The sequence below is a fragment of the Mesorhizobium sp. BH1-1-4 genome (assembly GCF_020165665.1).
Classification (GTDB): Bacteria; Pseudomonadota; Alphaproteobacteria; order Rhizobiales; family Rhizobiaceae; genus Mesorhizobium.
The window spans coordinates 1-26,391 of record NZ_JAIUIN010000014.1 but is presented as its reverse complement, the minus strand read 5'-3'; the positions used below and the strand labels follow the sequence as shown (position 1 = coordinate 26,391).

Genomic DNA, 26,391 nt, shown 5'->3' with positions numbered 1-26,391 from the left:
GACGGCGACGCTCTATGCCGCCATGATCCCGGCATAGGTGCCGAAATCGACATTGCCGCCCGACAGCACCACGGCAACGCATTTGCCCGACAGGTCGATCTCGCCCGATGACAGGGCTGCCAGCGCGACGCAGCCGCCGGGCTCGACCACCAGCTTGAGATAGGCCATGGCGTCGCGCATCGCCTGTGCCGTCGCTGTGTCGGAAACCGCGATGGCGCCGGCGAGGTTGCGGCGGTTGATCTCGAAGGTGATGGCGCCCGGCTCGGCGGTGAGGATCGCGTCGCAGATAGAGCTGTGGCCCGGCTCGTTCGAAACCCTGGCGCCCGCCGCCAGCGAGCGGCGCGTGTCGTCGAAATGCTCGGGCTCCACCGCCCAGATCGCGGTGCCGGGCGAGGCATCCTTGACCGCGACGGAAATGCCGCTGGTCAGGCCGCCACCGCCGCAGGGGATGACGACCCCGTCGAGCGATACGCCGAGCGCCCGCGCCTGCTTCACCAGCTCCAGTCCGATCGTGCCTTGGCCGGCAATGATGGCCGGATCGTCGAAGGGCGGCACCAACGCCATGCCCTTGTCCAGATAGGGACGGATCACCGTCATGCGGTCGTCCTTGAAACGGTCGAACGGCACCACCTCCGCTCCCATCTTGCGGACATTGGCGATCTTCATGTCGGGCGCATCCGCCGGCATGGCGATGACCGCCTTGACGCCGAACATGGCGGCGGAAGCCGCCACCCCTTGCGCGTGGTTGCCCGAGGAGAAAGCAACGACGCCGCGCGAGCGCTCCTCCTCGCTCAGCGTCGACAGCTTGTTGTAGGCGCCGCGGAACTTGAACGAGCCGGTGCGCTGCAGCGTCTCCGGCTTGAACAGGATGCGGCCGCCGAAGCGCCTGTTCAGCTCGGCCGATTCGATCAGGGGGGTTTCGACGATCAGGCCCGAGAGGCGTGCGGCGGCGGCGTGGATATCGGCGATGCCGGGAGGGGTGGTCATGGCGGGTCCTGCGGAGTGTGATCGCGCCATGGTGCACGCAAAGAGCCGTGCGATGCCAACGAAAAGATGTGATGGTTACAAAGTTTGGCAATGCGACGAGGTGCCAAGTGTCGCTAGCGTTGCGGCCTGCACACCCCCCTCTGTTCTGCCGGACATCTCCCCCGCAAGGGGGGAGATTGGCAGTTCATGCGTCGCGCTTTGAGATCTTGGAGATTGGCGAAGGCCGAAGCCACATCCGATCTCCCCCCTTGCGGGGGAGATGGCCGGCAGGCCAGAGGGGGGTGCTGTCCCGCCGACATTTCGGCAAATTCACCCCAGCAGCGTCCTTTGCCTCTTCGTCCCGCCAAGCTTGCGCCAATTGTTGAAGCGGTGCGTGGCGGCGGCGAACGAGATCTTCATCTGCTGGGCCACCGAATAGCGCGACTTGCCTTCGTCGAACATGCGATAGCAGCACTCGACGCCTTCCTCGGTCAGCTTGCCGTCCGGCGCCTTGTTGTGCGGATTGGCGGGGTCGAATTTCTCGATCTGCTGTTCGACCAGCGCCTTCAGGCGTTGCAGGTCGGCTTCTATGCTGGCGATGAGGTCGAGAACAGGCTTGGCGTCATAGGCATGCGGAGGCTTCTTTGCCGTCATCTGTCGTTTCCTTCTCTGGCTTGGCTCCGACATATAGGTGAACATTCACTGATAATGAAGAGCCGGACGCTTCAACAAATCTTGACCCGCGATCACCGGCGCGGTTGACCGAGGCCACCGCAAACTCTAGTTTAGAACAATTCTAAACTAGGGTAATTTCCTCATGCTTTCCCGTGTTTTCGGCTTCGGCCGCCGCTCTTTCGAGTCCTTGTCCGAACAGGAGATCCTGGCGCTCGCCATTTCATCGGAGGAAGATGACGGGCGCATCTACCGGGCCTATGCGGACGGGCTGGCTGAGACTTTTCCGCAATCGGCCAAGGTTTTCGAGGCCATGGCCGAGGAGGAAGACGGCCATCGCGACTCCCTGATCGAACTCTTCCGCAAGCGTTTCGGCGAGCGCATTCCGCTGATCCGCCGCGAGCATGTAAAGGGCTATTACGAGCGCAAGCCTGACTGGCTGGTGCGGCCGCTCGGCATCGAGGCCGTGCGCCGCCAGGCCGAGGCGATGGAGCGGCAGGCCTATCTGTTCTATGTCGAGGCGGCCAAGCGCACGTCGGACGCCTCGACCCGCAAACTGCTCGACGATCTGGCCGTGGCCGAACAGAGCCATGAAAGCTCGGCGCATGCGCTGGAGCAGGAACATGTTCCAGGCGACGTCAGGGTCGAGGAGGCGACGGCCGAGCAGCGCCAGTTCATCCTCACCTATGTGCAACCGGGCCTGGCCGGGCTGATGGACGGCTCGGTGTCGACGCTGGCGCCGATCTTCGCCGCCGCCTTCGCCACGCATGACACCTGGCAGACGCTTCTCGTCGGTCTCGCCGCCTCGATCGGCGCCGGCATTTCGATGGGCTTCACCGAGGTCGCTTCCGACGACGGCAAATTGTCGGGCAGGGGCTCGCCGATCAAGCGCGGCCTGACCGTCGGCATCATGACGACGCTCGGCGGTCTCGGCCACGCGCTGCCTTACATCATCCCCCATTTCTGGACGGCCACCGCCGTTGCCGCCGTGGTGGTGTTCTTCGAATTGTGGGCCATCGCCTTCGTCCAGAACCGCTACATGCAGACCCCCTTCCTGCGCGCCGCCTTCCAGGTGGTCCTGGGCGGCGCCCTGGTGTTCGCGGCGGGCGTGCTGATCGGCAATGCGTGAACTTTTCCCTTCTCCCACAAGGGGGGAAGAAGAGCCGCGCCTCTCCTCACCCATTCACCGCGCGGCTGTCCGCCGGCGCCTCGTCGCGTTCCGTCAGCCCGTAATCTCGCACCACATCGGCGATCCGTAATCGATAGCCGGCAAATATACCGCCGCGCCCCGCCTGCTGCGCCTGCCGGTGTTCTTCCGTATTGCGCCATGCCTTGACCGCCTCCTCGTCGCGCCAGAATGACAGCGACAGCACGCGGTTCGGGTCGGCCAGGCTCTGGAAGCGCTCGATGGAGATGAAGCCATCGATGCCGTCGAGCAGCGGCCGCAGGCTGGCCGCGATGCCGAGATAGGCATCGCGCTTGCCCTCCGCCGGCTGCACTTCGAAGATGACGGCGATCACGGCAGTACCAGCTTCGCATGCGGGCCGGACGCCAGTTTCAGGAACATGCGGTCCTCCTTGACGATAAATCGTTCGCGGTGGGCGAATTCGTAGTTTGCCTTGCCGGCGGGGTCGGCGGCAAGCCGGGCGCGATAGGCTTCGTAGGCCGCCAGGCTTTCGATGTTGTAGGCGGCATAGGCGGTCGTGGCCGAGCCTTCGTGCGGCGCGAAATAGCCGATCAGATCGGCACCGCAGCGCGGAATGGCCTGGCCCCAGTTGCGGGCATACTCCTCGAAAGCCGCCTTGCCGAACGGGTCGATCTCGTAGCGGATGAAGCAGGTGATGGTCATTTTTTCTCCTCTGAGTGTGCATCGATAATTCGAGCGACGTCGAAACGTCGCGCCGGCCGATCTGCTAGGCCTGCCAGAAGGGCTTCGCGCATTCGCGGCGCACGTCCTGCCGTGTCAGGCCGAGGTCGCGCAGCAGGTGGTCGTCGATCTCGGCAAGGTCGAGCCGCTGCAGATGGCGGTCATACCAGCGGGCCAGCAGCCCCAGCCGGACCCAGGCGACGAACGGGAACGGGCTGCGGCTGGCGAGCGGACTGGAAGCGGATGTCATCGTCGTCTCCTTGATCTGACCGCAGAATAGTGGTTATCTGACGAGAATACTTCGATGGAGGCCGAACCATGCGTGAAGGACCCGACATAGCCCGCATCGCCAGCCTGGTCGGCGACCCGGCCCGCGCCAACATGCTGAACGCCCTGATGGGCGGCACGGCATTGACGGCGAGCGAATTGGCGCTGGAGGCCGGCGTGTCGCTGCCGACCGCCTCCTCGCATCTGTCCAAATTGATGGAGGGCGGCCTGCTGACCGTGGCCAGCCAGGGCCGGCATCGCTATTACGGGCTGGCCGGCCCGCAAGTGGCCGGCATGATCGAAGCCATCACCGGCGTGGCCGAAGCCGTTGGCCCCAAGCGCGTCCGGCCGGGCCCGCGTGACGGCGCGATGCGCATCGCGCGCGTCTGTTATGATCACCTTGCCGGCGAGCAGGCTGTTGCGATGCTGGACCGCCTCGTCGACAAGAACATACTGGTCCGCGACGACAAGGAGATCAGGCTCGGCCCTTCGGCGGCATCGCATTTCGCAGCGATCGGCATCGACGTCTACACCAAACCCAGGCGGCCGGTCTGCCGCGCCTGCCTCGACTGGAGCGTGCGCCGCTCGCACCTCGCCGGCACGCTGGGCGCCGCCATCCTCGACAAGATCCTTGCCGAGAAATGGGCGCGCCGCGAGAAGGACAGCCGCGCCGTGGTTTTCTCGCCGCCGGGCAAGCAGGCTTTCGAGAGGGTGTTTTTGGGGTGATGGACTGCGGAGATGTCGGCGGGACAGCGCCCCCCTCTGCCCTGCCGGGCATCTCCCCCTCAAGGGGGGAGATTGGCAGTTTCGATGCCGACACTTTCTTTCAGACGATGAAAATTGGCGAAGGCCCAGATGACAGCCGATCTCCCCCCTTGAGGGGGAGATGTCCGGCAGGACAGAGGGGGGTGGTGCCCCCCGGCGTCGAAAGTCGAATTACCCCCGCTTCAAAGCCTTTCCCTGCTTGAAGAAATCCACCCACGGATCCGCGTCCGCCAGCCGCCTCATCGTCGTCTTGTCGCCGATCGGGAAGGCGTTCGGGGCCAAGCCGGCCTCGATTTCGGCCCAAGTCACCGGCATCGATACCGTAGCACCCTTCTTGGCCCGCGACGAATAGGGCGCCACTGTCGTCGAGCCCCTGCCATTGCGCAGATAGTCGACGAAGATTTTTCCCGTGCGCGCCTTCTTCGACAGCGTCGCCGTGTAGCGGTCAGGCGCCCCCTGCTCCAGCGCGCGGGCGAAATCATGGGCGAAACCCTTCACCGCGTCCCAGTCCGCCGAGGGTTTCAGCGGCACCAGCACATGGTAACCCTTGCCGCCGGAGGTCTTGACGAAATTGGGCAGCGACAGATCATCGAGCTTGCCCCTGATGTCGAGTGCGGCCTCGCGCACCGCCTTCACCTCGACACCCTCATCGGGGTCGAGATCGAAGATGATCTGGTCCGGCTGTTCGAGCTTGTCGATGGTGCAGCCCCAGATATGGATCTCGACCACACCGTACTGGACGAGCGCCGCGACGCCGTCGAAATCCCTGACGAACAGGATTTCCTCGCCATCGGTGGGGTCCTTCATGCGCATGATCTTGTCGCTCATGCCGGCCGAGGCGTGTTTCTGGAAGAAGCGCTGGCCGCCGATGCCGTCGGGCGCGCGCACCAGGCTGAGCGGCCGGTTGACGACAAATTGCTCCATGCGCGGCCAGACCTGCGCATAGTGGTCGAGCAGGTTCTGCTTCGATATTTTCTCGTCGGGCCACAACAGCTTGTCGGGATGGGAGAGTTTTATCGAGGTCGTCATTCCGCCGGCCTTGCCGGCGCCGCCTGCGGCCGGCTTGGCCTTGGCGGGGCTCTTGCCCGTCGTCGCCTTGGGCTTTTCCTGCACGACTTCCTCCGCCGGCTTGTCCTCGCGCAGCCCCTGGAACGAGGCATGGCGTATTATACGGTCCGACGTCCAGCTGCGAAACTCCACTTCGCCGACCAGTTCCGGCTTGACCCAGACCAGCCCCTTGCCCTTAGGCACGGCCGCGTCGAAGGGCGAGGCTTTTGCCTTCAGCGCATCGAGCTTCTTCTTCAGGTCGTTGGCGCTCTTGGTGGAGAAGCCGGTGCCGACACGGCCGGCATAGTGCAGGCTGCCGCCTTCGTAATAGCCGACCAGCAGCGATCGCAGGCCGCGTCCGGCCTTGTCCGACGGCAGATAGCCGCCGATGACGAATTCTTGGCGCGCCGTGCATTTCGATTTGACCCAAGCCGGGCCGCGTCCGCTACGGTAGGGCGCATCGGCGCGCTTCGAGACGACGCCTTCCAGCCCCATGCGGCAGGCATGTTCCAGCATGATCTTGCCGGGTTCGGCGAAATGGTCGGAGAAACGCACAGCATTGTCGGCTTGCTCGCCGAGCAGGTCCTGCAAGGCCCGCTTGCGCTCGACCAGCGGTTCCCGGCGCAAATCCTTGCCGTCGAGCCGCATCAGGTCGAACACATAATAGATGAACCGGTTCGTCCGCTTGGCCGACAAATCCTGCTGCAGCAGCGCGAAGGACGACACGCCGCTGTCGGCCAGCACGACGATCTCGCCGTCGATGATGGCATCGCTGCATTTCAGCCCTGCCAGTTCGGCCGCGATCTCGCCGCCGAATTTTTCCGTCCAGTCGAGGCCGGTGCGGGTCAGGAGCCGAACCTCGGTGCCGGCGATCTGCGCCTGCATGCGATAGCCGTCGAACTTCACCTCATGCAGCCAGTCCTGGCCCGACGGTGCATCCCGCTCCAGCGTGGCCAACTGCGGTTCGATGAAGTCGAGTTTCCTGGCCCCGGCCTTGGCCTTGCCGGCGGCCGGCTTGTTGGAGTGCCAGACCTTCGGTTTCTCACCCTTGGCCGCCTTGCCCTCGCCGACTTCCTCGATCGTCAGGCCCGATTTCACCGATTTCGGCTCGTCCTTCAGAATGTCCTCGCCGGGGCGCGCGGCGGCATCGTCGGACTTGATCAGCAGCCAGTTGTCCCGCTTTTCGCCCGGGCGCGGCCGCAGCCGAACCAGATGCCATTTGCCACGCAGCTTGTGGCCATCGAGCTCGAAGTTGATATGGCCCTTCTTCATCATCGTCGCGGGATCGCCCTCGGGCGTCCAGCGCCCTTCATCCCAGACGAGAACCGAGCCGCCGCCATATTCGCCCTTGGGGATGGTGCCTTCGAAGCCGGCATAGTCGATGGGATGATCCTCGACATGCACGGCCAGCCGCTTTTCGTGCGGGTCGAGGCTGGGACCGCGCGTCACCGCCCAGCTCCACAGCACGCCGTCATGCTCGAGCCGGAAATCGTAGTGCAGCCTTGTCGCGGCATGCTTCTGGATGACGAAGATGCCGCCGTCCTTCTGCCCGCGCGTAACCTTGCCGGCCGGCTCGCCAGTCTTCTTGAAGTCACGCTTCGAATGATACTGTTCGAGGCTTGCCATGTCGTATCCTCAGGCCGATTTGCGCTTCGGCGCAACGCTTTTCGCCTTGGCGCGCTTCGCCGCCGGCTTGGCTTTCGCTGAGGACGACTTCGTCGATCCTGAATCCGACGACAGGCTTTTCTTCAGCGCGTCGAACAGATTGACGACGTTGGAGGGTTTGGGGGCAGCCTTGGCCTTCGGCGCCTTGTGTCCCGCCTTCTTGGCGCGGACCAGTTCGAGCAGGGCATCCTCATACTTGTCCTCGAATTTCGAGGGATCGAACTTCGCTTTCTTCTTGTCGATGATGAGCTCGGCGAGATCCGTCATCTCCTGGTCGGTCTTCACCGCCTTGATGTCGCCGAAGACGCTCTCGGGCTGGCGCACTGTGTTGTCGTAGCGCAGCGTCGTCAGCACCATGCCCTTGCCGAGCGGCTCGATGACCACGGGACGTTCGCGGCTGTACAGAACGATGCGGGCAAGCCCGGCCATCTTCTTGCCCGCCATGGCGTCGCGGATGACGGCGAACGCCTCTTCCGAAACCGTGTCGGCCGGCGCGACATAATAGGGCGTGTCGAGATAGATCTGCTCGATCGAGGCCTTGTCGACGAAGCCGTCGAGGCTCATCGTGTGCGAGGACTCGATCTGCACCGCCTCGATCTCCTCCTCCTCTATGTGGACGAAATCGCCCTTGTCGACTTCGTAACCCTTGATCTCGTCGCCGTCCTCGATCGGCTTGCCGGTTTCGGCGTCGACATAGATCCGCTTCACCGTATTGCCAGTCTTGCGGTTGAGGATGCGGAACGACACCTTCTCGGCATGGGTGACGACGTTGGTCAGTTCGATGGCGCACGTGACCAGCGAGAGCTTCAGATAGCCTTTCCAGGCCGGGCGCGGCGCCATGATGGTTCCCCGTGAGAGAAAGATCAGGTGGAACGGGCGACCACCCCGCCCGGTTCCAATCCTGTCCGGCCGGGCCCGGCGCGGTTGCCTCCGGCCCCGGTCCTATTCGGCGGCCTGCCCTACTCGGCGGCTTGGAGGTTGATCTTGCTTTCCGCCATTTCGGTCAGCTTGCGATCAGTCGCCTGCTCCTCCTTCAGGTTCTTGGCCAGCACATTGGCGCAGTCGCTGCGGCCGAGCTGCTTGGCCCAGGCGATCAACGTGCCGTAGCGGGTCATTTCATAATGCTCGACGGCCTGGGCGGAGGCGATCAGCGCGGCGTCGAGAACGTCCTTGTCGTCGACATCGCCGCTGACGTCGTCGGCCTCCTCGAGAATGCCGTCGATGGCCGGGCAGTTCACCTGCTTGGCCTTCACCCCAAACAACTCGAACACCTCCTCGACGCGTGCGATATGGCCCTTGGTCTGTTCGAGATGTTTTTCGAAGCCGGCCTTTAATTGCGGGTCGGTTGCCTTGTCGACCATCTTTGGCAGCGCCTTCTCGATCTGCTTCTCGGCATAATAGATGTCGCGCAGCGTGTGCACGAAGAGATCGTTCAGCGTTTTGATGTCCTTCGAAAAGAAGCCCATGATTTCAGCCTTTCCATTGCTCTTGCCGTGGGTTTCCGGCCTGCCTGCTGGGCAGCGCCCGCGAGCCGGCAATGCCGGTCCTGTGGGCCCAACGTCCGCTGCGCGGGCCGGTTCCGGAGCTTGCCGGCCGTCGGGCAAGGAAATTTCAACGACGGCCCGGAAGTTGAAACACAAGCGCGCCAAGGCGACATTCAAACGAAACATATGTGATGCAAAAGTCACACTGGCTGGAATGGTGACAAAAGGCGCGGAAACACCCCGAATCAGCCGCATTCCGGCCATGAAGCAACGGGTTTTCGACCAAAAATTAACATCACGTTCACCGACTATTCACGCCTCGATGCTATCGTGCTCGCAATTCGGAAGGGACATCCGAAAATCGGGACAGGGACAGGGAAAATGAACTTCCTCACGCACCTCATCGGCTATGCCGCCGCCATCCGCGAGTTCGTCGCGCCGACCTATCGGCCGGAGCGCTATTATATGCGCGGCCCCGGTCCGGCCTGCGCCCGTCGCGGCACTTCGCTGGGCGCACACTGACATGACTTTCGAGAGCCGCCACAACAGCCGCATCTGCAGGCCGGACGCCAACACCCGCGGCACGACCTATCGCGCCGAGCGGCCGATTTTCGCCGACCGGCGGCGTGCGACAACGTCGCGTCTTTGAGACCGCTATCGGCCGGCTTAGGGTCCTAGGGACATAAGCAGCCGAGGCCAGCGTGACCGACCGTCCCAAGCAGCCTTCCCTACCCCTCGATGCAAGCCAGCCGCTGATCGTTTTCGACGGCGTCTGCGTGTTCTGCTCGGGCTTCGTGCGCATGGTGGTCCGCCTCGACCGCAAGGCGCGCTTCCGCTTCGCAACCGCGCAATCGCCGCTCGGCGAGGCCCTGTTCCGCGGATACAACCTGCCGACCGACAGCTACGAAACCAATCTCGTCCTGGTCGGCGGCGTCCCCTTCACGCGTCTCGATAGTTTCGTCGCCGTCATGAGCGAGCTTGGCTGGCCCTGGCGAGCTGCCAGGGCTTTGTTGCTGTTGCCACGCCCGCTACGCGACTGGCTCTACGATCGCATCGCCGGGAATCGTTATGCCCTGTTCGGCAGGAAGGACAGCTGCGCCGTCCCGTCGGCCGAGCTGCGCGGGCGGCTGATCGGCTAATGCATGTCGCCCGGAAGTGTCATCGATTCCAGACAACGACATACATAAAATCAGAAGCTTACAAAAGATCAGGCGAATCCTGTTCGCCGCGACATACTCCATGTCGAGATTTCGCACCCGGTGACCGGCCTGATCGTGCGCTATCGCGGCTGGCTGGAACCCAAGGGTTCGCACGGCTCGAGCGAGATCGTTTCGCCCGCCGTCCTGCCGAGTTCCATACAGCCCTGAACCGTGCACAGCGTCCAGCCATCGCCGGTCGCGCCGGAGGCTGCGAGCGCGAGACGCGACTGCGGGCCGACCCTGGGCGCATAGACCCACCAGCCGTCGCGCAGCACGGCACCTTCCGGCGGCTCCATGCCGGCGCCCGAGCCCTTGATGCGGGCCTCGACCACTTGCAGGCCGGACGGCGTCACCGTCCAGTTCTCTTCCCAGCGCGTCCGCTCCACCGAATGCGTCCAGGACAGTGTGAAGGCGGCAACAGTCAGTGTCGCCGTCTTGCCGGCGGAAAGGATGCACAGGCTCATGCGGCGGTCGACGCTTGCCGTGCCCGCCAGACGTGCCAGCCGATCCAGGCCAGCGACAGCGCCCATCCCGCCTCGTCGGTGAGCGGCAGCGCCGCCACCAGGAGCACGCCGGCGGCGAAGGCGACGAGCCGCTCCCACCAGGCCATGCGCCTGGCAAGGAAGCCGACTGCGGCCGCCCCCCACAGCACGATGCCCATGCACGCCTTGACGACGATATAGGCGACCTCGACGGGATAGCCGAACTGGGCGGCGATCGGGCCGGCGTCCTGCAGCATCAGCGCCGGCGTGTAGACCGCCATGAACGGCACCACGAAGCCGGCAATGGCAAGCTTGGTCGCCTGGATGCCGATCTTGAGCCCGCTCTCCTTAGCCATGGGTGCCGCGGCAAAGGCGGCCAGCGCCACCGGCGGCGTCAGATCGGCCATGATGCCGAAATAGAAGACGAACATGTGGCTGACCACTAGCGGCACGCCGAGCGACAGCAGCGCCGGTCCGGCCAGCGACGAGGTGATGATGTAGTTGGGGATGGTCGGGATGCCCATGCCGAGCACCAGGCAGGTCAGCATGGTCAGCACCAGCGACAGGAACAGATTGTTCTCGCCGATCGAGATGATCCAGCCGATGAAGGTGGAGGCGATGCCGGTCAGCGTCAGCGTGCCGATGACGATGCCGACGATGGCGCAGGCAATGCCCACCGGCAGCGCGTTCTTGGCGCCCTCGGCGAGCGAGTCCACACAGATTTGCAGCGTCTCGCGTCCGCCCTTGAAGGCGAGGCAGGCTATGACGAGCGCCGCGATTACAAGGCTGAGGATGTTGACGCCGAATTTCATGAAGGAGGCGGCGGCAAGTCCGAGCGCCAGCCAGAAGACGACGCGGAAGGCCAGCGGCCCGATCAGCGCCGCCAGCGGCGTGCCGAGGATGAGCACGATGGTCAGCGCCAGGCCCATCGTGCCGGCGAACACCGGCGTATAGCCGGCGAACAACAGATAGATCAGGGCCGCCAGCGGCAGCACCAGCGGCCAGTGCCGCCGCACCGCCTCCCATGGGTTGGGCAGGTCCGCCTTCGCCATGCCGCGCAGGCCGGCCTTGCCGGCCTCCAGATGCACCTGCCAGAAGCAGGCGCCGAAATAGAGCAGCGCCGGGATGATCGCCGCCTTGACCACCTCGGCATAGGGGATGTTCAACGTCTCGGCCATGATGAAGGCGACCGCGCCCATCACCGGCGGCATGATCTGGCCGCCCATGGACGAGGTTGCCTCGACGGCGCCGGCGAAGGCCGAGCGGAAGCCGAAGCGCTTCATCAGCGGAATGGTGAACTGGCCGCTCGCCACCACATTGGCGACGCCGGAGCCGGAGATCGTGCCCATCAGCGCCGACGACAGCACGCAGACCTGCGCTGGGCCGCCGCGCCAGGTGCCGACCAGGCCGAGCGCGAAATCGTTGAACAGCGCGATCATGCCGGCGCGTTCGAGAAAGGCGGCGAAGACGACGAAGATGAAGATATAGGCGGCCGAGACATAGATCGGCGTGCCGTAAATGCCTTCGGTGCCATAGGCGAACGTGTCGACGAGCTGGGCGAAATCATAGCCGCGATGGATGAACGGCGCCGGCAAATGGTTGCCGACGAAACAATAGGCGAGGAAGATGCAGGCGATGAGCGCCAGCGGCAGCCCCATCAGCCGCCTGGCCGCCTCGAACACCAGCACCACCAGCACGGCGCCGACGATCAGGTCGGGCGTGGTGAGGAAGCCGGAGCGCCGGATGAGATCGTTGTAGAACACCCAATTGTACAGGCCGGTGCCGAAGCCGAGCACGCCCAGCGTCCAGAACGCGGCCTTGGCCGGCAGGCTGGTGGCGCGCAGATTGGCGATCAGGGCGAAGCCGAGCAGCAGCAGGAAGCCGACATGCATGGCCCGCACCACCTGGCTCGGAATGCTGCCATAGGCGGCGATGTAGATCTGGAAGGCGGAAAAGGCGACGGCGATGGCGAAGGCCGCCTTCCCGGCTATGCCGTCGCCGAAGCCCGGCGGCAGGCCCTCGACCTGCTCTTCGGTCGCGGGGAGATGGGAGGTGGAAGATTTGCGGTCGGCTGTCGTACCAGAGGCTGCTTGGCTCATCCGACGCACTCCAAAGCGGGCGAATTGCAGGGCGAGGCGACACCTCGCGAAGACATCTCCGGTTGCCGCACCCTTACTTCAACAAACCCTTTTCCTTGTAGTAGCGCTCGGCTCCCGGATGCAGCGGCACCGGCATGCCGTCGAGCGCCTTGGCCGGATCGATCGCCTTGGCGGCGGCGTGGGCGGCGGCGAGTTGGTCGAGATGGTCGAACATCAGCTTGGTCATCTGGTATGCGGTCTCGTCGGAAACATCGGCGCGGGTGATCAGGAAATTGCCGACGGCGGCCGTCGCCACATCCTCGCTCTGGCCCTCATAAGTGCCCTTGGGAATGATCACCGACAGATAGGGCGAGCCGATCTTGGCGACATCTTCGGCCGGCACCGCCACAACATTGATCGGCAGCGAGGTGGCGAGGTCGCGGATCGAGGCGACGCCGAGCCCGGCCGACTGCAGCGTGGCGTCGAGCTGGCGGTTCTTGATCAGCTCGACCGATTCGGCGAAGGGCAGGTATTCGACGCGGCCGAGGTCCTCGTATTTCAGCCCGGCGGCGGCGAAGATGGCGCGTGCGTTGAGCTCGGTGCCCGAGGCCGGCGCGCCGACCGACAGGCTCTTGCCCTTGAGGTCGGCCAGTGTCTTGATGCCGGACTCCTGGCTGGCGACGATCTGGATGTAATTGGGGTAGATGGCGGCGATGCCGCGCAATTTGTCGAGCTTGCCGGGGAAGCCCGCCTCGGCATTGCCTTCGGCGGCCATCTTGACGGAATCGCCCAGCGCGAAGGCGATTTCGCCCTTGCCTTGCTGCAGGAGGTTGAGGTTCTCGACCGAGGCCTTGGTCGCCTGCACCTGGGTGCGGGCGCCCTCGATGCCCTTGCCGTAGATTTCCGACAGCGCCACGCCGAGCGGATAATAGACGCCCGAAGTTCCGCCGGTCAGCACATTGATGAACTCTTGGGCGGTGGCCGACACCGCGCCAAGTGCAAGTGAAAGCGCCATCGCTCCAGCAGCAACAATTTTCGTTCTGAAATTCAGCATCTGGTTCCTCCCTGAAATATTGACCGCATCACCTCCCTGATACGAACGGAGGCGAGTTTAGACAGCGGAAGGGAAATGCCAACCCGCAATTCGGCGCGTTAGACGAATGGTTGAGAGGGTGCCAAACACATGCCCGCTTGCACAAGGCGCGGCCGGAGCGGAAAGTTTTTCCGAGAGCTGTCGAAATCGGTCGCCGCCGCGCGACATACGTCCGGCCCGCAAGGACGCGGCCTTCGAAACCACGGGAGACAACCCATGCGATACATGATCATGATCTATGCCAACGAAGCCGCGCTGGCGAATGTGCCGATCGAGGCGGCCCAGCAGATGAGCGCGGCCTATGGCGCCTATACCGAGGCGTTGAAGAAATCGGGCACCTGGCTGGCCGGCGACCGGCTGCGTCCGAGCCAGGCGACGACATCGGTGCGGATCGCCGATGGCAAGACCAATGTGATCGACGGCCCCTATGCCGACACCAAGGAGCAGCTCGCCGGCTTCTACATGATCGAGGCGGCCGACATCGACACCGCCATCGAATGGGCGGCACGCTGCCCGGCGGCCAGCACCGGCACGGTCGAGTTGCGGCCGATCTGGGAACTGGACGATTACATGCCCAGGAAGTGACGGCGTGATGGACAGTCGCCCCGAAATCGCCCGGGCGGCCGCGGAGGCCGCCGCCCGCCAGAGCTATGGCAAGCTGGTGGCCTGGCTGGCGGCGCGCACGCGCGACGTGGCCGGCGCCGAGGATGCGCTGGCCGACGCCTTCGCGGCGGCGCTGGAACGCTGGCCGCGCACCGGCGTGCCGCAAAAGCCGGAAGCCTGGCTGCTCGCCGTGGCGAGGCGGCGGCGAGTCGATGCGGTGCGGCGGCGGCTAACCAGCGAAGCCGGCCGCGACCATCTCAAGCTGATCGCCGAGGAGGCTGAGGCAGGCATGACCGACAAGGATCTGCCCGACGAGCGGCTGCGGCTGATGTTCGCCTGCGCCCATCCGGCGATCGAAGCCGGCGTGCGGGCGCCGCTGATCCTGCAGACCATCCTAGGCTTCGATGCCGCCACGATCGCGTCCGCCTTTCTGGTCTCGCCGGCCACGATGGGCCAGCGCCTGGTCCGCGCCAAGAGCCGCATCCGCGAGACCGGCATTCCGTTCCGCGTGCCGGAGCGGACCGAACTCGGCGAAAGGCTGGACGCGGTGCTGGAGGCGATCTACGCCGCTTTCGCCGAGGGTTGGTCCGATCCGGCCGGCACCGAGACGCGGCGTCGCAACCTCGCCACCGAAGGCATCTGGCTCGGCCGGCTGGTCGCCTCGCTGCTGCCGGACGAGCCGGAGGCGCTGGGCCTGCTGTCGCTGATGCTGTTCGCCGAGGCGCGCCGCGCGGCACGTCGCGACATGGCCGGAGATTATGTGCCGCTCGCCGAGCAGGACCATGCGCTGTGGGATCACGCCCTGGTCGACGAGGCCGAAGGCCTGCTCGGCCGTGCCGCCACAATGGGCGCCATCGGCCGCTACCAGCTCGAGGCGGCGGTCCAGTCCGCGCATGTGGCGCGACGGCTGAGCGGCCGCACCGACTGGGCGGCGATCCGCGCGCTCTACGAAGCGCTGTTTTCGATCGCCGGTTCGCCGGTCGTGGCCATCAACCGCGCGGTGGCGATCGCCGAGACCGAGGGCGCAGTGGCGGGATTGGCCGCCCTCTATGTGCTGGGCGACGACAAGCGGCTCGACGACTACCAGCCCTACTGGGCCGCGCGTGCCGGCCTGCTGGCCAGGCTCGGCCAGGCACCGCAAGCGCTCGAAGCCTATGATCGCGCGATCGGCCTGGAGCGCGATCCCGCGGTGCGCCGCTTCCTGCAGGCAAAACGCAGCGCGCTCATACAGTGAGGTCGCGGAGCGTGGACGGCTTTTTTCGGCCGGTCAGGCCGGCCACATCTCGTGCGCGAGGAAAGCCGCTTCCGGCGCGACGCGCCGATCCACTGCCCGGGCGAGCCACTGGTCTCGGCCCGTCCTTCGGACCCAACAAGGGGAGAAGGGAAGACGGGTGCGCGAAACCCTTAGGCCCCCAGCCCTTCGAACAGGATCGTCGACAGATACCGCTCGGCGAAGTCGGGAATGACAACGACCAGGGTCTTGCCCTTGTTCTCGGGCCGCGAACCGACGACGATCGCCGCTTGCAGCGCCGCGCCCGACGAGATGCCGACCGGCACGCCTTCGAGGCGGGCGATGAGGCGCGCATTGGCGACGGAATCCTCGTTCGAGACCTTGACGATCTCGTCATAGATCGTGGTGTCGAGGATTTTGGGCGCGAAGCCGGCGCCGATGCCCTGGATCTTGTGCGGGCCGGGCTGGCCGCCCGACAGCACCGGCGAGGCTTCCGGCTCGACGGCGACGACATGCAGCGCTGGCTTGCGCTTCTTCAAGACCTGGCCGACGCCGGTGATTGTGCCGCCCGTGCCGATGCCGGCAACGAAGATGTCGATCTCGCCCTGCGTGTCGTTCCAGATCTCCTCCGCTGTCGTCTTGCGGTGGATTTCCGGATTGGCGGGGTTTTCGAACTGCTGCGGGATGACGGCGTTGGGGATCGTCGCGGCCAGTTCGTCGGCCTTGGCGATGGCGCCCTTCATGCCTTTCGGCCCTTCGGTCAGCACGAGTTCGGCGCCGAGCAGCGCCAGCATCTTGCGGCGCTCGATCGACATCGTCTCGGGCATGGTCAGGATCAACTTGTAGCCCTTGGCGGCGGCGGCGAAGGCAAGCGCGATGCCGGTGTTGCCCGATGTCGGTTCGATCAGCGTGGTCTTGCCGGCCGCGATCTTGCCCGATGCCTCCAGCGCCTCGATCATCGCCACGCCGATACGGTCCTTGACGGAGGCGATCGGATTGAAGAATTCGAGCTTGGCGACCAGATTGGCGACGATGCCCTTCTCCTTGGCGAACTTCTCGAGCCGGACCAGGGGCGTATCGCCGATCGTGTCGGTGATGGACGTGTAGATGCGGCCGCGGCCGGGCACGCGGGCGGAGGTGACGGGCTTGTTCATTGGTTTCGCTCCCAGAATTTCAGGCAAGAGAGTATTCAGGCAAGAGGAGTATTCAGGCGAGTGGCATTCCTGCCAGCACGATAAGCTGTTCAGCCGCGCAAGATAGGCTGTCGGCAAGAAATATCCGAGTAGGGGCCGTGCTGAAAACCCGTTTGCTCCGGAAAAGCGTTTCCCGAAACAAATGGTTTGCGGAACGGTTTGGCCGAAGCCCTACTTGCGGGCGGCGATCGCCGCCGCCGCGCCGACCATGAACGTGGCGGCGGTGCGGTTCAGCAGCTTGAGTGCCTTCGGCGATTTCAGGAACCAGCGCGCCTTGGCGGCGAGTGCCAGGTAAGGCACCAGCACGACGAACAGGACGACGACCGTCAGCGCGGCGAGAATGCCGTAGTCGGCGAGCGTGATCGTCTTCAGGTCGACGATGGTCGGCGTGATGGCGAGGTAGAAGATCATCGTTTTGGGATTGCCGAGCGTCACGGTGAGGCCAGCGAGGAAGCTCGACACCAGCCCGCCCTTGCCTTTCCTGGCTTAGACCGTCTCGGGCGTGATGCCGGCGGTCCAGAAACGCCAGCCGAGAAAAGCGAGATAGGCGACGCCGGCCCATTTGACGGCCAGGAACACCATGCCGAACTCCTGCGCGACGAAGGCGAGGCCCAGCACCACGGCGGTCAGATAGATAAGGTCGCCCAGCATCAGGCCAAACGACATGGCCAGCGACGAGCGAAAGCCCGAGCCCAGCGCCCGCGCGACAAGCGCGGTGACGCCGGGGCCTGGAATGGCGGCGGCGATGCCGAGAGCGGCGCTGTAGGCGAGGAAGCCGGTAAGGGTCATGGATGCGGTCTCTGATCAGAGCGCCTTATCGCATGGGACCGGCCAACGTTGAATTCCCTGGGGTCGAATTCTATTGCACCAGATATAAAGGCTCGCCTTACGAAGCCCCCTCATCCGGCCGCTTCGCGGCCACCTTCTCCCCGAGGGGAGAAGAGACGGGCGCCAGCGCCTGCAAGACTCCTCTCCCCTAGGGGATAGGTCGGATTGCCCCGAATTGCCCTTGCAATTCGGTTTTGGCAATCCGGGTGAGGGGGCCTGCGCTGCCCAACCAAAGACTCCTCAGGAGCGGCCATCACCGTAAGTCACGCGCCAGATGGTGCCGTTGCCATCCTCGGTCACGATCAGCGCGCCGTCGTTTGCCACCGCCACACCGACCGGCCGGCCCCATACCTCGCCGTTGGAAACGACGAAGCCGGTCATGAAATCCTCGTATTCACCGGTCGGTTTGCCGTCCTTGAACAGCAAACGCACCACCTTGTAGCCGGTGCGGTTGCCGCGATTCCAGGAGCCGTGCAGGGCAACGAAGGCATCGCCCTGATACTCCTGCGGGAAAGCCTTGCCGGTGTAGAAGGCGATGTTGAGCGGTGCCGAATGGGCCTGCATCAGCACATCGGGAACAGTGGCCTTGCCAGCGAGGTCGGGGCGCTCGCCCTTGTGGCGCGGATCCTCATTGTTGCCGATGTAATACCACGGCCAGCCATAGAAGGCGCCGTCCCTGACCGATGTCGCGTATTCGGCCGGCACATTGTCGCCGAGCGCGTCGCGCTCGTTGACGACGCACCACAGGGCGCCGGTCGCCGGCTGGATCGTCATGCCCGAACAGTTGCGCAGGCCGGTGGCGACGATGCGTCCGTTCTTGCCGTCGGGATCGAAGGCCCTGACGTCGGCGCGGCCCTCCTCGGATCCCCAGGTCGCGCCGATCGGCTGCGACTTGACCCATGTTTCGAGACCGCCTTCCGGTTCCTTGCCCATGTCCTCGGCGACGTTCGAGCCGGAGCCGACCGACAGATAGAGCGTCTTGCCGTCGGGCGAAAAGGCGATGTCGCGCGTCCAGTGGTGACTAGCCGGAATGTGGTCGACGATGGTTTCCGGCTCGCCGGATGCTTTCAACTCGCCGCTCCTGTAGGGGAAGCGCACGATGCTGTCGCTGTTGGCGACATAGACCCATTGCGGGTCGTTGCCCAAGGGATAGAAGGCAATGCCGTAGGGCTGGTTGAGATTGCCGGCGAAGACCCCCTGCTCGGCCGGTTGCGCGCCGCCCTTTGTCAGCCGATAGACGCGAACCTGGTTGGCCTCGCTGTCGGCGACGAACAGGTCGCCGTTCGGCGCCACGCGCACGACGCGCGGATTGTCGATGCCAGAGGCGATCAGCTGGGCCGAGAACCCGGGCGGCAGTTGCGGCTTTGCGTCCGCTGGCATGTCCGCTAGCCCCGCGCTGTTCGAAGCCGATTTGGTGACGTAGGGCTTCGGCAGGTCTTCCGGCTTGATCAGCCGGCGCGCGCCCGGCCTGTCGGCGCGCCAGTCACCGAAGGCGGCCGGACCCTTGAGCACCGGCTGATCGGCCGCCAGGGCCGAACCGGCAATGATGAGGCTGACCGGGATGGCGGCCATCGAGGCAAGTCTTATCATGAGAGACCTCCGCATCGTGCCGCAAATCGATTGCCGCGCGTAGCGGCAACGGCCGAGCGTGGCGGATGGTTCCATGCCACACGTCCGGTTGGAGCGACGGTAGAGCGGTTATCAAGCTTCGGTGGCGTCGAGGTCGCGGTCCAGGCGCTTTTCCAGCTCGACGAGATCGGCCGGCAGCGGCAGGCCCATGGCGCGCATTTCCCGCAGTTTCTCGCGCAACTGCTCCTGCACCTCGTGCACGTCCTCCGGCTGGTTGACCATCTCCTCCAGCAGCAGGCTGATCTGGGCCTTGAACGATTCCAGCGCCATTCTTTTTCTCCTTGCTGCCTGTTGTTCGATTCTGGGGCTCTAAGGTGTCGAGATTCAGGTCAGGCCGAGTCGAAAACGGTTGATACCGAGAACCGGAGCGGAGCGTACTTTTGTACGTGAGACCGGAGGCGGAGGTGGCAGCCGTTTGCAGACCGGTCCCCCTGAATATCGTCACCTTAGCGCAGCATGCGCGATATCAGCTGCGCCGTATAATCCACCATCGGCACGATGCGAGCATAGTTGAGCCGGGTCGGGCCGATGACGCCGAGCGCGCCGACGACGCGGGCATCCTTGTCGCGATAGGGCGCCACAACCAGCGACGAGCCCGACAGCGAGAACAGCTTGTTTTCCGAGCCGATGAAGATGCGCACGCCCGATCCCTGCTCGGCAAGGTCGAGCAACTGGATCAGCCCGTCCTGCGTCTCCATGTCCTCGAACAAATGTCGCAATAGCTCGATGTCGGCCTGGGCGGTGACGTTTTCGAGCAGATTGGCGCGGCCGCGCACGATGAGCCGCGCCGGCAGGCCGCTTTCGGCGCCCGCCCACACCGCCAGCCCCTTTTCGACTAGATCCTGCGACAGCGTGTCGAGCGCGGCCCGCGTCTCCTCCTTGATGCGGGCGATCTCGGTGCGCGCCTCGGCCAGCGTGCGGCCGCGAATATGCGCATTGAGAAAATTCGAGGCCTCGTGCAGCTGCGAGACCGTGGTGCCGGCGGGCAGGTCGACGACGCGATTCTCGACGTCGCCGTTTTGCGACACCAGCACGGCCAGCGCCTTGGTCGGCTCGAGCTGGATGAATTCGATATGCTTCAGCGCTACCTCGTTCTTGGCGGCCAGCACCAGGCCGGCGCCGCGCGACATGCCCGACAGCATCTGGCTGGCCTCGGTCAGCATGTGCTCCAGCGTGGCGCCGGAGCCGGAGGCGCGCACCTGCGCCTCGATGGTGCGGCGCTCCTCGTCGGAGAGGTCGCCGAGTTCCATGAAGGCATCGACGAAGAAGCGCAGGCCGGCCTGCGTCGGCAGCCGCCCGGCCGAGATATGCGGCGCGTAGATCAGCCCGAGATGTTCGAGGTCGCTCATCACGTTGCGGATGGTGGCCGGCGACAGCGAGGAGGGCAGGATGCGCGACAGGCTGCGCGAGCCCACGGGCTCGCCGTCCCTCAGATAGGAATCGACGATGCGCCGGAAAATGTCGCGCGAGCGCATGTCGAGGGATTGAAGAGCGGGCGACTGCGAAGCGGGATCGACTGCCTTGGTCATTCGGCCAAAAACCTCCGTGTTCAGGATATAGACTTCGGTACGCCGCGCGCAACCAGGTGTCTGTGGCCGATCACCCCGGGGTGCCTGTCTCGGATCCCAGGTCCGTTTTCCTTTGCGCGCTGCCCCCCTTGCGTCTAAAAGCCGGCCACGATTTCAAGAAACTGACAGAAAGCAGGCCGAATGCGCCCCTCCAAACGCCAATTCGACGAAATGCGCGCCATCTCTTTCGAGCGCGGCGTCTCCAAGCACGCCGAAGGCTCGTGCCTGGTGAAGTTCGGCGACACCCATGTGCTATGCACCGCGAGCCTTGAGGAAAAGGTGCCGGGCTGGATGCGCAATTCCGGCAAGGGCTGGGTGACGGCCGAATATGGCATGCTGCCGCGCTCGACCGGCGAGCGCATGCGCCGCGAGGCTTCCGCCGGCAAGCAGGGCGGCCGCACGCTGGAGATCCAACGCCTGATCGGCCGCTCGCTGCGCGCCGTGGTCGATCTGCAGGCACTCGGCGAACAGCAGATCACCGTCGACTGCGACGTCATCCAGGCCGATGGCGGCACCCGCACCGCCTCGATCACCGGCGGCTGGGTGGCGTTGTATGATTGCCTGCGCTGGATGGAAGCGCGCCAGATGACCAGCGTCGCCAAGGTGCTGAAGGACCATGTGGCGGCGATTTCCTGCGGCATCCATGACGGCCAGCCGGTCATCGACCTCGACTATATCGAGGATTCCTCGGCAGGCACCGACGCCAATTTCGTCATGACCGGCAAGGGCGGCATCGTCGAGATCCAGGGCACCGCCGAGGGCGAACCCTTTTCCGAAGCGCAGTTCGCGGATTTGATGGGATTGGCCAAGAAGGGCATTTCCCGCCTAGTCAGCCTGCAGCAGATGGCGGTGGCCTAGGATTTTGATGCCGAGCCCAGGCGCCCCCCTCTGTCCTGCCGGCCATCTACCCCACGAGGGGGGAGATTGGCAGTTTGGCTGGCCGTGCCTGCCTCTCAACGTTGAAAATTGGCGAAAGCGACCGATACAGCCAATCTCCCCCCTTGCGGGGGAGATGCCCGGCAGGGCAGAGGGGGGCGCCTCGTGACACCCTCCGCAATCCTGGAATCGGCCCTCTATGTCACCGACCTCGCTGAGGCGGAAACGTTCTACACCGACATGCTCGGCCTCATCCTCCTCGGCAAGGTCGAAGGCCGCCACCTCTTCTTCCGCTGCGGACCGGGCGTTCTGCTCATCTTCAACGCCGAGGCAACCAAAATCCCGCCCGCGCCCGATGCGAAGCTGAAAGTCCCTCCGCACGGCGCTGTCGGCGACGGCCATCTGTGCTTTGCCGCGACCGCCGCTGAAATCCACGCCTGGAAAGCCCATCTTCAGGCGAGGAAAATCGCCATCGAAAGCGAATTCGAATGGCCGCAAGGCGGGCGTTCGCTCTATATACGCGACCCCTCGGGCAACTCGATCGAGTTCGCCGAGCCGAGAATCTGGGGCCTTTGATGCATACACTTGATGGCAAGAAGATCGTCGTCGCCAGCCACAATGAAGGCAAGCTGCGCGAATTCGCCGATTTGATGGGACCGTTCGGCTTCGAGGCGAAATCGGCCAAGGCCTACGGCCTGCCCGAGCCAGAGGAGACCGGCACTACCTTCGAGGAAAACGCCTACATCAAGGCCTTTGCCGCCGCCAAGGCGACCGGCCTGCCGGCGCTGTCGGACGATTCGGGCCTGTGCGTCGACGCGCTCGACGGCGCGCCCGGCGTCTACACCGCCAACTGGGCTGAAACTCCGGAAGGATCGCGCGATTTCGCCATGGCCATGCAGCGCACCGAAGTGGCGATGCAGGAGGTCGGCGCGGCCGCGCCCGGCCAGCGCACGGGCCGCTTCGTCGCCGTCATCTGCCTCGCTTTCCCGAACGGCGAGGCCGAATATTATCGCGGCGAGGCCGAAGGCACGCTGGTCTGGCCGCCGCGCGGCGAGCTCGGCTTCGGCTACGATCCGGTGTTCCTGCCCAATGGCTTCGACAAAACTTTCGGCGAGATGAGCGCGGAGCAAAAGCACGGCTGGAAGCCCGGCCAGCCGACGGCGCTGTCGCACCGCGCCCGCGCCTTCCAGAAATTCGCCCGCGCTCGGCTTGGTTCGGAATGATCGGGTCCAGCACCACCATGCCGCTCGACCGCGGCCCGGGCTTCGGCGTCTACGTGCATTGGCCGTTCTGCGCGGCCAAATGCCCCTATTGCGACTTCAACAGCCATGTCCGCCACCAGCCGGTCGACCAGGAGCGCTTTGCCGCCGCCTTCGAGGCCGAGCTGGCGACGATGCGCCAGCGTACAGGGCCGCGCGAGGTCACCAGCATCTTTCTCGGCGGCGGCACGCCGTCGCTGATGAAGCCGGAGACGGTGGCCAGGGTTCTCGACGCGGTGGCCAAGAATTGGTCGGTGCCTGACGGCATCGAGGTGACGCTGGAGGCCAATCCGTCCTCCGTCGAGGCCGAGCGGTTTCGCGGCTACCGGACCGCGGGCGTCAACCGCGTCTCGCTCGGCGTGCAGGCGTTGAACGACAAGGATCTGCGCTTCCTTGGCCGGCTGCACAATGTCGAGGAAGCGCTGCACGCCATCGGGCTGGCGCGCGAGATTTTTCCGCGCCTCTCCTTCGACCTGATCTATGCCCGTCCCGGCCAGACGCCGGAGGCTTGGCAGGCGGAACTCGAACAGGCGATCGGCCATGCCGCCGACCATCTGTCGCTCTACCAGCTGACCATCGAGGAAGGCACGCCCTTCCACGCGCTGCACGCGGCGAAGAAATTCGCCATTCCCGACAACGACCACGCTGCCGACCTCTATGCGCTGACGCAGGAGATCACGGCGACGCATGGTTTGCCGGCTTACGAGATTTCCAACCATGCCAGGCCGGGCGCCGAGAGCCGGCACAATCTGACCTACTGGCGCTACGGCGAATATGTCGGCGTCGGCCCCGGCGCGCATGGACGCTTCGTCGAGAACGGCCACCGGGTGGTGACGATCGCGGAGAGAATGCCGGAGACCTGGGCCAATCTGGTCGAGGCCAAGGGTCATGGCATCACCGGCGGCGAGCTCCTGACGCGTTCGGAAGAAGCCGACGAGTTCCTGCTGATGGGGCTGAGGCTTGCCGAAGGCATCGACCTCACGCGTTACGAGGCGTTTTCCGGACGCGGCTTGTCCAGCGCCCGGCTTTCGGTGCTGCAGGGCGAGGGGCTGGTGGCGCCGATCGGCAATGCGCGCCTGCGCGCCACCCCCGCCGGCATGATCGTGCTGGACGCCGTGGTGGCGGACCTGGCGCGGTAATGACGGTCCAGAGGAGCCCGTGAAGAACATCCTCTTCGTCTGCAGCCAGAACCGCTTGCGCAGCCCGACCGCCGAGCAGGTGTTTTCCACGCGCCGCGACATAAAGGTCGCGTCGGCCGGCACCAATCACGACGCCGATACGCCGCTGACGCATGAGCTGGTCGGCTGGGCCGACATCATTTTTGTCATGGAGAAAATCCATCGCACCAAGCTGCAGAAGAAATTCAAGACCAGCCTCAAGGCGGCCAAGGTGATCTGCCTCGACATCCCGGACGAGTACGAATTCATGGATCCGGAGCTGATAGCGCTTCTGAAGGCGCGCGTTTCACGCTATCTGGACTGAGCGCCTGGCCCAGCGTTCGCCACCTTCGGGCGGCCGTGTCGCCAATCCGAGCCCGGTCAGGCGTCGTGCTTGTGGCGGTGCTTTCCGCGTTCTTTCTCCGCGTGGGCCTCACCGTTGCGGACTGGCTTGGCGTTGTCCTTGTCGCGGCGGCCGCGGTGCTGGTCCCCCAATGAGGGCAAGGGTACGCCGTTGCGGGCGTTTTTCGTCTCAAGACGGGTGATGAAGATATCGAAGCGATTGGGCATCGTCCGGTCAGTGCTCCGTCGTGCTGTCGGGTTTGTTGTCGGAAAGCTTTACGTTCGTGGGCAAGGCTGTCGGCTCCGCTGTAGGGCCGGCCTTGGCGGGCAGCCGCTTGTCCCGCCGCGCGGCACGATTGCGATCGGCATAATAGGGCGCGAACTCGTCCTGTATCTTCAGGCTGTCCATCCTGTCCTCCCTAGGGGAATCAGGGGCTAAATCTGCCAAAACCGGTTTCGTTCCGCACTGTGGCGAAGGAATGGCGGCCACCTTACATGGGCGTGAGTTTTGCAAGCCGGCGCCAGCCATGCCAAACAGGATTTGGCAGGCCAGATAGGCTTGAACGGAGACGGCATCGGTGACTGGCGAGACGGGCAAGCGCAGCTATGTGGTCGGGCAGACCGAAATCGCGGCCCGTCCGCTGGAGCCGGCGCTTTATCTGGTGGCGACGCCGATCGGCAACCTCGCCGACATTACGTTGCGCGCGCTGGAGACGCTGGCCGCCGCCGACATCGTCGCCTGCGAGGACACGCGCGTGTCGCGCGTGCTGCTCGACCGCTACGGCATCCGCCGCCGCACCACGGCCTATCACGAGCACAATGCCGGCGAGGCCGGACCCAAGCTGATCGCGGCACTCGAAGCCGGACAGAGCGTGGCGCTGATTTCGGATGCCGGCACGCCGCTGGTCTCCGACCCCGGCTACCGGCTGGTCGGCGAGGCGCTCGAGCACGGCATTCGCGTTGTGCCGATTCCCGGCCCGTCGGCGCCGCTAGCAGCGCTCACCGCATCCGGCCTGCCGTCGGACGCTTTCCTGTTCGCCGGCTTCCTGCCGGTCAAGGTTGGCCAGCGGTTGTCGCGGCTGGAGACGCTGAAGGCGGTACCTGCGACGCTGATCTTCTTCGAATCGCCGCGCCGGCTGGCCGAGTCGCTCGGCGCCATGGTCGAGGCCCTCGGCGGCGAGCGCAAGGCCGCTATCGGCCGGGAATTGACCAAGACGTTCGAGGAAATCCGCACCGGCACGCTGCAAGCGCTCGCCGACCACTATGCGGCGGCGGACACGCCGAAGGGCGAGATCGTCGTCTGCGTCGGTCCTGCCGAGGCCAGGGCCGACGAACCTGAAGATATCGACCGCCTGCTGCTATCGCTGGCCGCGGAGATGCCGGCGTCCAAGGCGGCGGCGGAAGCCGCGAAAATGACCGGCGGCCAGAAGCAGGCGCTTTATCGGCGGCTGCTTGAACTTCGAGAAGGCGACGATGGCTGAGCGCCCGAGCGCCAGCCGCCTGAAAGCTTACCGGCGCGGCCATCGCGGCGAATGGCTGGCGGCTGTGGCGCTGATGCTGAAGGGCTACCGCATCCTGGCGCGCCGCCACCGCACCCGCTTTGGCGAGATCGACCTGATCGCGCGGCGTGGCGATCTGGTGCTGTTCGTCGAGGTCAAGGCGCGCCGCACGCTGATCGAGGCCATGGAGGCGATCGGCCGCGAATCGGAGCGCCGCATCGAGGGTGCGGCCGACATTTGGCTATCGCGACAGCCCGACTATGGCAGGCTGTCGATGCGCTTCGACATGGTTGCCGTGCTGCCCTGGCGCTGGCCGGTGCATGTCCCGAATGCGTTTTATGGCCGGAATTAGGCTCGTTGCCGAAGGGCAATCCATTCGTTGAAATTAGTTCTGCCCCTCATCGCCCTGCCGGGCACTTCTCCCCGTATAGGGACTGGGAGAAGGGAGGCGGCCGCGGCGACGGCGACCTTCTTGCAACCGTTGTAGTTGGCGAAATCGCGGATGACAGCACCCCTCTCCCCGTCCCTATACGGGGAGAGGATGCCGGTGTCCGAACCGGATAGATAGGTAACAGAATGGACTGATTGCATGGGTGACAGTTTTCTTGTCCGCCGGGAGGA

General features: G+C 65.0%; 30 protein-coding genes and 1 pseudogene. 13 read left to right on the top strand and 18 right to left on the bottom strand.

Annotated elements, in window-relative coordinates; all coding sequences use genetic code 11:
* Positions 1 to 12: 12 nt before the first annotated feature.
* A complete protein-coding gene (locus LB569_RS21600; RefSeq protein ID WP_224694011.1) occupies positions 13 to 987 on the bottom strand; it encodes a threonine/serine dehydratase in 975 nt (324 codons plus the stop codon).
* 309 nt (positions 988 to 1,296) lie between these two features.
* Positions 1,297 to 1,620, bottom strand: a complete 324-nt coding sequence (locus LB569_RS21595; protein ID WP_224539742.1) for a hypothetical protein — start codon at positions 1,618 to 1,620, stop codon at positions 1,297 to 1,299.
* Between the two features lie 163 nt (positions 1,621 to 1,783).
* On the opposite strand from LB569_RS21595, the gene mbfA reads away from it, so the two are divergent.
* Positions 1,784 to 2,767 (top strand): iron exporter MbfA, encoded by a 984-nt coding sequence (gene mbfA / locus LB569_RS21590; RefSeq protein ID WP_140703515.1) that lies wholly within the window; start codon positions 1,784 to 1,786, stop codon positions 2,765 to 2,767.
* 46 nt (positions 2,768 to 2,813) lie between these two features.
* Here the strand turns inward: mbfA and LB569_RS21585 are convergent, their stop codons facing one another.
* The 3 genes from LB569_RS21585 to LB569_RS21575 all read right to left on the bottom strand — a co-directional run bounded on the left by LB569_RS21585 (position 2,814) and on the right by LB569_RS21575 (position 3,755).
* On the bottom strand, positions 2,814 to 3,158 hold the full coding sequence (locus tag LB569_RS21585) for an antibiotic biosynthesis monooxygenase family protein (protein ID WP_224694010.1): 345 nt from the start codon (positions 3,156 to 3,158) through the stop codon (positions 2,814 to 2,816).
* Entirely contained in the window at positions 3,155 to 3,487 is a 333-nt protein-coding gene (locus LB569_RS21580) for an NIPSNAP family protein (protein ID WP_140703513.1), read from the bottom strand. Before LB569_RS21580 ends, LB569_RS21585 begins: the two co-directional genes overlap by 4 nt.
* Positions 3,488 to 3,551: 64 nt before the next feature.
* Complete coding sequence (locus LB569_RS21575) at positions 3,552 to 3,755, bottom strand: DUF1127 domain-containing protein (RefSeq protein WP_224694009.1); 204 nt, start codon at positions 3,753 to 3,755, stop codon at positions 3,552 to 3,554.
* A gap of 68 nt (positions 3,756 to 3,823) precedes the next feature.
* On the opposite strand from LB569_RS21575, the gene LB569_RS21570 reads away from it, so the two are divergent.
* Positions 3,824 to 4,498 carry an ArsR/SmtB family transcription factor gene (locus LB569_RS21570; protein WP_127279422.1) on the top strand — a complete coding sequence of 225 codons (675 nt, stop codon included), beginning with the start codon at positions 3,824 to 3,826 and terminating at the stop codon, positions 4,496 to 4,498.
* A gap of 210 nt (positions 4,499 to 4,708) precedes the next feature.
* On the opposite strand, the gene ligD is transcribed toward LB569_RS21570, so the two are convergent.
* The 3 genes from ligD to LB569_RS21550 form a co-directional block, all read right to left on the bottom strand.
* On the bottom strand, positions 4,709 to 7,210 hold the full coding sequence (ligD, locus tag LB569_RS21560) for a DNA ligase D (RefSeq protein ID WP_224694008.1): 2,502 nt from the start codon (positions 7,208 to 7,210) through the stop codon (positions 4,709 to 4,711).
* Positions 7,211 to 7,219: 9 nt separating this feature from the next.
* On the bottom strand, positions 7,220 to 8,089 hold the full coding sequence (locus LB569_RS21555) for a Ku protein (RefSeq protein WP_224694007.1): 870 nt from the start codon (positions 8,087 to 8,089) through the stop codon (positions 7,220 to 7,222).
* A 119-nt stretch (positions 8,090 to 8,208) separates the two neighbouring features.
* Complete coding sequence (locus LB569_RS21550; RefSeq protein ID WP_224539728.1) at positions 8,209 to 8,715, bottom strand: ferritin-like domain-containing protein; 507 nt, start codon at positions 8,713 to 8,715, stop codon at positions 8,209 to 8,211.
* Between the two features lie 399 nt (positions 8,716 to 9,114).
* On the opposite strand from LB569_RS21550, the gene LB569_RS21545 reads away from it, so the two are divergent.
* Both LB569_RS21545 and LB569_RS21540 read left to right on the top strand, forming a co-directional pair.
* Complete coding sequence (locus LB569_RS21545; RefSeq protein WP_013892047.1) at positions 9,115 to 9,255, top strand: hypothetical protein; 141 nt, start codon at positions 9,115 to 9,117, stop codon at positions 9,253 to 9,255.
* A gap of 179 nt (positions 9,256 to 9,434) precedes the next feature.
* Positions 9,435 to 9,872 carry a thiol-disulfide oxidoreductase DCC family protein gene (locus tag LB569_RS21540; RefSeq protein WP_224694006.1) on the top strand — a complete coding sequence of 146 codons (438 nt, stop codon included), beginning with the start codon at positions 9,435 to 9,437 and terminating at the stop codon, positions 9,870 to 9,872.
* A 140-nt stretch (positions 9,873 to 10,012) separates the two neighbouring features.
* Here the strand turns inward: LB569_RS21540 and LB569_RS21535 are convergent, their stop codons facing one another.
* The 3 genes from LB569_RS21535 to LB569_RS21525 form a co-directional block, all read right to left on the bottom strand.
* Positions 10,013 to 10,396, bottom strand: coding sequence for a DUF1850 domain-containing protein (locus LB569_RS21535; RefSeq protein WP_224694005.1), 384 nt, complete (start codon positions 10,394 to 10,396; stop codon positions 10,013 to 10,015).
* On the bottom strand, positions 10,393 to 12,513 hold the full coding sequence (locus tag LB569_RS21530) for a TRAP transporter permease (RefSeq protein WP_224694004.1): 2,121 nt from the start codon (positions 12,511 to 12,513) through the stop codon (positions 10,393 to 10,395). The genes LB569_RS21535 and LB569_RS21530 overlap by 4 nt, the downstream gene beginning before the upstream one ends.
* Positions 12,514 to 12,586: 73 nt before the next feature.
* The gene (locus LB569_RS21525; RefSeq protein ID WP_224694003.1) at positions 12,587 to 13,546 is read right to left on the bottom strand and encodes a TAXI family TRAP transporter solute-binding subunit; all 960 of its coding nucleotides are present in this window, start codon (positions 13,544 to 13,546) and stop codon (positions 12,587 to 12,589) included.
* 255 nt (positions 13,547 to 13,801) lie between these two features.
* On the opposite strand from LB569_RS21525, the gene LB569_RS21520 reads away from it, so the two are divergent.
* Both LB569_RS21520 and LB569_RS21515 read left to right on the top strand, forming a co-directional pair.
* The gene (locus LB569_RS21520; protein WP_140703497.1) at positions 13,802 to 14,170 is read left to right on the top strand and encodes a YciI family protein; all 369 of its coding nucleotides are present in this window, start codon (positions 13,802 to 13,804) and stop codon (positions 14,168 to 14,170) included.
* A gap of 7 nt (positions 14,171 to 14,177) precedes the next feature.
* A complete protein-coding gene (locus LB569_RS21515) occupies positions 14,178 to 15,422 on the top strand; it encodes an RNA polymerase sigma factor (protein ID WP_224694080.1) in 1,245 nt (414 codons plus the stop codon).
* 170 nt (positions 15,423 to 15,592) lie between these two features.
* Here LB569_RS21515 and cysK read toward each other — a convergent pair whose 3' ends face one another.
* The 5 genes and pseudogenes from cysK to hrcA all read right to left on the bottom strand — a co-directional run bounded on the left by cysK (position 15,593) and on the right by hrcA (position 20,598).
* Positions 15,593 to 16,573: a cysteine synthase A gene (gene cysK, locus LB569_RS21510; protein WP_224694002.1), complete on the bottom strand. Its 981-nt coding sequence runs from the start codon at positions 16,571 to 16,573 to the stop codon at positions 15,593 to 15,595.
* Between the two features lie 210 nt (positions 16,574 to 16,783).
* Positions 16,784 to 17,401: pseudogene (locus LB569_RS21505) on the bottom strand (LysE family translocator).
* A 279-nt stretch (positions 17,402 to 17,680) separates the two neighbouring features.
* Entirely contained in the window at positions 17,681 to 19,030 is a 1,350-nt protein-coding gene (locus LB569_RS21500) for a PQQ-dependent sugar dehydrogenase (RefSeq protein ID WP_224694001.1), read from the bottom strand.
* A gap of 111 nt (positions 19,031 to 19,141) precedes the next feature.
* Entirely contained in the window at positions 19,142 to 19,339 is a 198-nt protein-coding gene (locus tag LB569_RS21495; RefSeq protein WP_224694000.1) for a hypothetical protein, read from the bottom strand.
* Positions 19,340 to 19,515: 176 nt separating this feature from the next.
* Positions 19,516 to 20,598 (bottom strand): heat-inducible transcriptional repressor HrcA, encoded by a 1,083-nt coding sequence (hrcA, locus tag LB569_RS21490; protein ID WP_140703489.1) that lies wholly within the window; start codon positions 20,596 to 20,598, stop codon positions 19,516 to 19,518.
* A 180-nt stretch (positions 20,599 to 20,778) separates the two neighbouring features.
* Here hrcA and rph point away from each other — a divergent pair, with 180 nt between their 5' ends.
* The 5 genes from rph to LB569_RS21465 all read left to right on the top strand — a co-directional run bounded on the left by rph (position 20,779) and on the right by LB569_RS21465 (position 24,254).
* Entirely contained in the window at positions 20,779 to 21,495 is a 717-nt protein-coding gene (gene rph / locus LB569_RS21485) for a ribonuclease PH (RefSeq protein WP_224693999.1), read from the top strand.
* A gap of 183 nt (positions 21,496 to 21,678) precedes the next feature.
* On the top strand, positions 21,679 to 22,089 hold the full coding sequence (locus tag LB569_RS21480; RefSeq protein WP_224693998.1) for a VOC family protein: 411 nt from the start codon (positions 21,679 to 21,681) through the stop codon (positions 22,087 to 22,089).
* Entirely contained in the window at positions 22,089 to 22,736 is a 648-nt protein-coding gene (gene rdgB / locus LB569_RS21475; protein WP_224693997.1) for an RdgB/HAM1 family non-canonical purine NTP pyrophosphatase, read from the top strand. The genes LB569_RS21480 and rdgB overlap by 1 nt, the downstream gene beginning before the upstream one ends.
* Complete coding sequence (gene hemW / locus LB569_RS21470; RefSeq protein ID WP_224693996.1) at positions 22,733 to 23,911, top strand: radical SAM family heme chaperone HemW; 1,179 nt, start codon at positions 22,733 to 22,735, stop codon at positions 23,909 to 23,911. The genes rdgB and hemW overlap by 4 nt, the downstream gene beginning before the upstream one ends.
* A 19-nt stretch (positions 23,912 to 23,930) precedes the next feature.
* Positions 23,931 to 24,254, top strand: a complete 324-nt coding sequence (locus tag LB569_RS21465) for a low molecular weight protein tyrosine phosphatase family protein (protein WP_224693995.1) — start codon at positions 23,931 to 23,933, stop codon at positions 24,252 to 24,254.
* 56 nt (positions 24,255 to 24,310) lie between these two features.
* On the opposite strand, the gene LB569_RS21460 is transcribed toward LB569_RS21465, so the two are convergent.
* Positions 24,311 to 24,499: a hypothetical protein gene (locus LB569_RS21460; protein WP_135933149.1), complete on the bottom strand. Its 189-nt coding sequence runs from the start codon at positions 24,497 to 24,499 to the stop codon at positions 24,311 to 24,313.
* 7 nt (positions 24,500 to 24,506) lie between these two features.
* A complete protein-coding gene (locus LB569_RS21455) occupies positions 24,507 to 24,680 on the bottom strand; it encodes a hypothetical protein (protein WP_224693994.1) in 174 nt (57 codons plus the stop codon).
* A gap of 169 nt (positions 24,681 to 24,849) precedes the next feature.
* Between LB569_RS21455 and rsmI the strand changes: the two genes are divergently transcribed.
* On the top strand, positions 24,850 to 25,752 hold the full coding sequence (rsmI, locus tag LB569_RS21450) for a 16S rRNA (cytidine(1402)-2'-O)-methyltransferase (RefSeq protein ID WP_224693993.1): 903 nt from the start codon (positions 24,850 to 24,852) through the stop codon (positions 25,750 to 25,752).
* Positions 25,745 to 26,122, top strand: coding sequence for a YraN family protein (locus LB569_RS21445; RefSeq protein WP_181173603.1), 378 nt, complete (start codon positions 25,745 to 25,747; stop codon positions 26,120 to 26,122). Before rsmI ends, LB569_RS21445 begins: the two co-directional genes overlap by 8 nt.
* Positions 26,123 to 26,391: the final 269 nt, after the last annotated feature.

Bases quoted from the DNA above. Each gene is read 5' to 3' on its own strand.
- LB569_RS21600 (WP_224694011.1), bottom strand. From the start codon at position 987: ATGACCACCCCTCCCGGCATCGCCGATATCCACGCCGCCGCCGCACGC.
- LB569_RS21595 (WP_224539742.1), bottom strand. From the start codon at position 1,620: ATGACGGCAAAGAAGCCTCCGCATGCCTATGACGCCAAGCCTGTTCTC.
- mbfA (WP_140703515.1), top strand. From the start codon at position 1,784: ATGCTTTCCCGTGTTTTCGGCTTCGGCCGCCGCTCTTTCGAGTCCTTG.
- LB569_RS21580 (WP_140703513.1), bottom strand. From the start codon at position 3,487: ATGACCATCACCTGCTTCATCCGCTACGAGATCGACCCGTTCGGCAAG.
- LB569_RS21575 (WP_224694009.1), bottom strand. From the start codon at position 3,755: ATGACATCCGCTTCCAGTCCGCTCGCCAGCCGCAGCCCGTTCCCGTTC.
- LB569_RS21570 (WP_127279422.1), top strand. From the start codon at position 3,824: ATGCGTGAAGGACCCGACATAGCCCGCATCGCCAGCCTGGTCGGCGAC.
- ligD (WP_224694008.1), bottom strand. From the start codon at position 7,210: ATGGCAAGCCTCGAACAGTATCATTCGAAGCGTGACTTCAAGAAGACT.
- LB569_RS21555 (WP_224694007.1), bottom strand. From the start codon at position 8,089: ATGGCGCCGCGCCCGGCCTGGAAAGGCTATCTGAAGCTCTCGCTGGTC.
- LB569_RS21550 (WP_224539728.1), bottom strand. From the start codon at position 8,715: ATGGGCTTCTTTTCGAAGGACATCAAAACGCTGAACGATCTCTTCGTG.
- LB569_RS21545 (WP_013892047.1), top strand. From the start codon at position 9,115: ATGAACTTCCTCACGCACCTCATCGGCTATGCCGCCGCCATCCGCGAG.
- LB569_RS21535 (WP_224694005.1), bottom strand. From the start codon at position 10,396: ATGAGCCTGTGCATCCTTTCCGCCGGCAAGACGGCGACACTGACTGTT.
- LB569_RS21530 (WP_224694004.1), bottom strand. From the start codon at position 12,513: ATGAGCCAAGCAGCCTCTGGTACGACAGCCGACCGCAAATCTTCCACC.
- LB569_RS21525 (WP_224694003.1), bottom strand. From the start codon at position 13,546: ATGCTGAATTTCAGAACGAAAATTGTTGCTGCTGGAGCGATGGCGCTT.
- LB569_RS21520 (WP_140703497.1), top strand. From the start codon at position 13,802: ATGCGATACATGATCATGATCTATGCCAACGAAGCCGCGCTGGCGAAT.
- LB569_RS21515 (WP_224694080.1), top strand. From the start codon at position 14,178: ATGGACAGTCGCCCCGAAATCGCCCGGGCGGCCGCGGAGGCCGCCGCC.
- cysK (WP_224694002.1), bottom strand. From the start codon at position 16,573: ATGAACAAGCCCGTCACCTCCGCCCGCGTGCCCGGCCGCGGCCGCATC.
- LB569_RS21500 (WP_224694001.1), bottom strand. From the start codon at position 19,030: ATGATAAGACTTGCCTCGATGGCCGCCATCCCGGTCAGCCTCATCATT.
- LB569_RS21495 (WP_224694000.1), bottom strand. From the start codon at position 19,339: ATGGCGCTGGAATCGTTCAAGGCCCAGATCAGCCTGCTGCTGGAGGAG.
- hrcA (WP_140703489.1), bottom strand. From the start codon at position 20,598: ATGACCAAGGCAGTCGATCCCGCTTCGCAGTCGCCCGCTCTTCAATCC.
- rph (WP_224693999.1), top strand. From the start codon at position 20,779: ATGCGCCCCTCCAAACGCCAATTCGACGAAATGCGCGCCATCTCTTTC.
- rdgB (WP_224693997.1), top strand. From the start codon at position 22,089: ATGCATACACTTGATGGCAAGAAGATCGTCGTCGCCAGCCACAATGAA.
- hemW (WP_224693996.1), top strand. From the start codon at position 22,733: ATGATCGGGTCCAGCACCACCATGCCGCTCGACCGCGGCCCGGGCTTC.
- LB569_RS21460 (WP_135933149.1), bottom strand. From the start codon at position 24,499: ATGCCCAATCGCTTCGATATCTTCATCACCCGTCTTGAGACGAAAAAC.
- LB569_RS21455 (WP_224693994.1), bottom strand. From the start codon at position 24,680: ATGGACAGCCTGAAGATACAGGACGAGTTCGCGCCCTATTATGCCGAT.
- LB569_RS21445 (WP_181173603.1), top strand. From the start codon at position 25,745: ATGGCTGAGCGCCCGAGCGCCAGCCGCCTGAAAGCTTACCGGCGCGGC.